The sequence below is a fragment of the Ideonella sp. P3_A4 genome (assembly GCF_056403075.1).
This window is the reverse complement of sequence record NZ_JBFUGE010000512.1, coordinates 1-4,349: the sequence shown is the minus strand read 5'-3', so window position 1 is coordinate 4,349 and position 4,349 is coordinate 1. Positions and strand designations below refer to the sequence as shown.

At 66.7% G+C, this 4,349-nt stretch carries 3 protein-coding genes and 1 pseudogene; all 4 read right to left on the bottom strand.

The genetic code is table 11. The annotated features are described in order from the left end of the window. Positions 1–1,126 (bottom strand): annotated as a pseudogene (locus AC1DYI_RS27885) (pyruvate dehydrogenase (acetyl-transferring), homodimeric type); the annotation flags it as partial. 8 nt (positions 1,127–1,134) lie between these two features. Further along, positions 1,135–1,833 carry a YbhB/YbcL family Raf kinase inhibitor-like protein gene (locus AC1DYI_RS27880; protein WP_477207375.1) on the bottom strand — a complete coding sequence of 233 codons (699 nt, stop codon included), beginning with the start codon at positions 1,831–1,833 and terminating at the stop codon, positions 1,135–1,137. A gap of 198 nt (positions 1,834–2,031) precedes the next feature. Beyond that, a complete protein-coding gene (locus AC1DYI_RS27875) occupies positions 2,032–3,462 on the bottom strand; it encodes a DUF3138 family protein (protein ID WP_477207374.1) in 1,431 nt (476 codons plus the stop codon). 137 nt (positions 3,463–3,599) lie between these two features. After that, positions 3,600–4,349 (bottom strand): extracellular solute-binding protein (locus AC1DYI_RS27870; RefSeq protein WP_477207373.1); only part of this gene is annotated, 750 nt, incomplete at its 5' end.

Here is a 4,349-nt window from a genome sequence, read left to right as displayed (position 1 = left end):
GATCATGGCCGCCGCGTTTGAGGCGGTCGATCTGTTCGTCGGTGAGCCCTTCGCCGAGCGCGGCCAGTGCAGGGCTCTGGCCGAAGAAGTGCTGGCGGTTGTAGCGGCCATCCTTGGCGGCGAAGGTCTGGAACTGGCCGTCCACCGTGTTCGCAAAGGCGCGCGCCAGCGCACCCTCGGCATCGCGGGCGAACAGGCCGTCCCAGTCCGAGCCCCAGACCAGCTTGATCACACGCCAGCCGGCGCCTGAGAACAATGCCTCCAGCTCGTCGATGATGCGGCCATTGCCGCGCACCGGGCCGTCCAAGCGCTGCAGGTTGCAGTTGACCACCCAGATGAGGTTGTCGAGCTTTTCTCGCGCTGCCAAGGTCAGCGCGCTCATGCTCTCCGGCTCGTCCATTTCACCGTCGCCGAACACACCCCAGACCTTGCGCCGGGAGGTGTCGAGCATCCCGCGATGCTGCAGGTAGCGCATGAAGCGCGCCTGGTAGATCGAGCTGATGGGCCCCAGGCCCATCGAGCCGGTGGGGAATTGCCAGAACGCCGGCATCAGCCACGGGTGGGGGTAGCTCGACAGGCCGGTGGCACCGTGCTGCCGGGCGACGATCTCCTGGCGATAGTGGGCGAGATCGGCTTCGCCAAGGCGCCCTTCGAGGAAGGCGCGGGCGTAGACGCCCGGCGCGCTGTGCGGCTGGTAGAAGACCAGGTCACCCGCTTCGCCGCCGCGGAAGAAATGGTTGAAGCCGACCTCGAACAAGTCCGCCGCGCTGGCGTAGCTGGCAATGTGACCACCAAGCTCGCCGTAGGCCTTGTTGGCGCGCACCACCATCGCCAACGCGTTCCAGCGCATCAGCGATGCGAGTCGCTCCTCCACACCCAGGTCACCGGGAAAGGCCGGTTGGCTCGTCGCCGGAATGGTGTTGACGTAAGGCGTGCCCAACGCGGGCTGCCAGCCGATGGCCGGGTCGCGCGCTTGCTGCGCCAGCATGTCCATGATCTCGCGAACGCGCTGCGGGCCGGCCGCCAGCAGCAGCGATGCGAGTGCGTCATGCCATTCGGCGGTTTCCTCGGGGTCAGTGTCCGTGAAATCGGCGGCGAGCCGCGCCTGGATCGATGGGTCGCTCATGGTGTCTGCTATTGCCTCGGGCCTGCTGTGACATTCAATGTTGCCTTGGCGAGCGTGTTTTGCCAAAGAAAGAAGCCGATGAGCGCAGGGCTGGCGGACCGGTCGACAGGCAACTTGTCCACCTTGAGCGCGTGCACGGTGTACAGGTAATTGTGCTTTCGCCCGACGGGCGGGCACGGTCCGAAGAAGCCCGGCTTGCCGAGATCGGTATTGCCTTCCACCGCACCCGCGGGCAACGCGCCGCCGTTGGCGCCACCCGGCAGGCCGGCCGTCGTGGCGGGTATGTCGTAGGCCACCCAGTGCCAGAAGCCGCTGCCGGTTGGCGCGTCCTTGTCATAGAACGTCAGCGCGAAGCTCCTGGTTCCCGCTGGGGCGTTGCGCCATGCGAGGTCGGGCGCGATGTTGCCACCGCTGCAGCCGAAGTTGTTCCAGTAGTGCTCGGCCCGGATGGCGGCGCCGGGTTCGAAGGTCTTGCTGGTCAGCTCGAAGTCGGCCGCCTGGGCCGCGCTGGAGAGCAAGAGAGATGCGAGCGCAGCGCTCAAGAGGGTGACAGGGCGTGCGCGCGTTTGAGGTTGGCGGCGTTGGTCCGCGCGCTCGCCGAGAGCGTTCTCGGGCAGGTCTACATTCGGCAGCGATTGCACATCGGCACTCGCAACGGCACTCGCAACGGCAATAGGCAGCGGTTTCTGATGGGCGACAGCGTTCATGGGTCCTCGTCGGTTGCGGGGGGCGGCTTTCCCAGCGGCACTGTGCCCACCGACGGTTCGCCGATCGAGTACCCGGCGCCGAATTGACCTTCAACATTCCTTTGAAGATGTGTCCTGGCTGGTGCGCCCAGCCAGCGCGCCCCAAGCAGCCACCTGCCCAGGTTTGTCGACTCATGGACCTCAGCGCTGCACCGCGCCTTAGAAACTCATCACCATCGCCGCTCCCATCAACACATTGGTGCTGCGATACCGCCCCGTGGTCAGATCCAGGAAGACCGGCAAGCTTGCTTGGTCGAGCCGGTATTCGGCCTTGAAGGCCAGGTTGGCGTCGAACTGGTAGCGGGTGCCGAGTGAGAGCGACTGGCGGTTGGCGCCGCGTTCGGGGTCGCCGAGCGGGTCGGGGCCGATGCCGTTGCGGTCGTCGGCGAAGGCCCAGCCGAGCAGGCCGCCGCCGTGGGCCTGGTTGTTCAGGTGGTCCGCGCGGGCGATCAGTTCCCATTGCGGGGTCAGCTTGTAGGCCGCCATTGCTGACAAGCCCCACCAGCGTGCGGTGCGCAGCTCGCCGGTGGTGGGGTCGGCAGTGATGGCGGCCTGGCTTTGCTGGCCATAGCTGAGCTGGCCGGTCAGCGTCCAGTCGCCGCGGGTGTACCAGCCGTCGACCTCGATCAGGTGGGCCACGGTGTCGCGCGTGGCGTAGGGCTCGCCGGTCACCGGGTTGCCGGTCTCGTCGAGCAGCGCGCGCCAGTTCGCCAGCTTGCCGTGCAGGCCGGCGGCGCCGTAGCCGCTGAACTCGCCGTTGTAGTGGTCGACCCGCCAGGCCAGCGCGGGGGCATGTTCGCCCGGTGCGCGCTTGGAGCTGTTGACGTTGGCGAGCAGTGTCTTGATCGTCCAATCGTCGCGCACCAACTCTAGCCCGAGGCCGGTGTAGACGGTCGGGATCGTGAAGTCGAACAGCAGGTTGTGACTGACCAGCTTGTTCTGCGTGGCCTGGGCGTACTCGTGGCCCGACCAGTCGGGGATCTGGCCGGCGATCAGCCGCGTCTGCTTGTCGCCCAGCGGCATCGACAGGCTCGCCTCCTGCACGATGGACTGGCCGTCGATCGTCAGGCCCGAGGCGCCGCGGTTGGGCATCAGCGTCAGGTGCCACTTGGCGCCGCTGTCGGTCTCTTTGAGGAAGTCGATCTGCGCGCTGCCGAAGCTGCCGTTGTCGATCGCGTATTCGCCGTTGGCCGATGAATCGAGGAACTGGAAGCCGCGTCGGTTCAGGTTGCGGGTGGCGATGTAGGTCGGGTCGAGGTAGCCGCTGATCTTCAGGCCGCGAAAGCCTTGGGCTTCCAATGCGTCTTCAGTGCCTGCGGCCTTGACGACGACGCGGCTCAGCTCTCGCGCCTGCTCGGGGGTCATGCCCCATTGGCCAGGGGCCTGAGGCGACTTCGCGGATGCGCTGTCCAGCCGCTTCTGCCCGGCCTCCAGTTCGTCGATGCGGGCTTGCATGCGCTCGATCACGGCTTGCAGTTGGTGCAGCTTCTGTGTCGTGTCCGCGGCGGTGTCCGGAGCGCCCAATACAGCGAGCGGCCAGACCGTGCTCAAGACAGCAAGCAAAGGGGTGGCGCGAGGGCGAATGGTCATGGGTGTCTCCGGTACTGCAAGCAGGCAAAGCGAAGCCTTCGGCCGACGCGCAGGTGGCGCGGCCTGATGGAAGGGCGATGGAAGCGGTGGGCGGGGGGGCGGGGGGCGGGTCGGGCATGGCCCGGCCCTGGGGGCTCTCAGTACCCCGTCTTGAAGCTCGTGTAGGTGCGCGCCATCAGCCGGCGCATGTCGTTGGTGACCAGGCCTTGCACACTCATGCGCTTCATGTCCGCTTCGGGCGGGAACACGATCGGGCTGTGGGCCAGCTCAGGGATGACGAAGCGCCGAGCTTCCTTGTTCGGGTTGGCGTAGTGCAGGTGGTTGGTCAGGCCGGCGTGCACTTCCGGGCGCAGGATGTAGTTGATGAAGCGCCAGGCGTTGGCCGCATGCGGTGCGTCGGCCGGCACGACCATCGTGTCGAAGAACATCACGCCGCCRGTCTTGGGCATCAGCGCTTCGATGCGGTTGCCGGCGGCCGCTGCGTCGGCGCGCCGCTTGGCCGAGCTGAGGTCACCCGACCAGCCCATCGAGACACACAGCGAACCGCGCGCCAGGTCATCGATGTAGCCCGACGAGCTGAACAGGGTCACGTAGGGCCGGACCTTCTTCAACACCTCGCCGACGTCCTTGTAGTCGGCCGGGTTGCTGCTTTCGAGCGAACGACCCAGGTAGTGCAGCGCGGCCGGCACGACCTCCGACGATGAGTCGAGGAAGGACACGCCGCAGCTCTTCAGGCGCGACATGTACTCGGGCTTGAAGATCAGGTCCCACGCGTTGTCGGGCATCGGCAGGTCACCCAGCGCCGCCTTGACTTTGTCGACGTTGATGCCGACGGTGGTATAGCCCCAGAGCCAGGGCACTGCGTAGGTGTTGCCCGGGTCCAGCCG

Bases quoted from the DNA above. Each gene is read 5' to 3' on its own strand.
- AC1DYI_RS27880 (WP_477207375.1), bottom strand. From the start codon at position 1,833: ATGAACGCTGTCGCCCATCAGAAACCGCTGCCTATTGCCGTTGCGAGT.
- AC1DYI_RS27875 (WP_477207374.1), bottom strand. From the start codon at position 3,462: ATGACCATTCGCCCTCGCGCCACCCCTTTGCTTGCTGTCTTGAGCACG.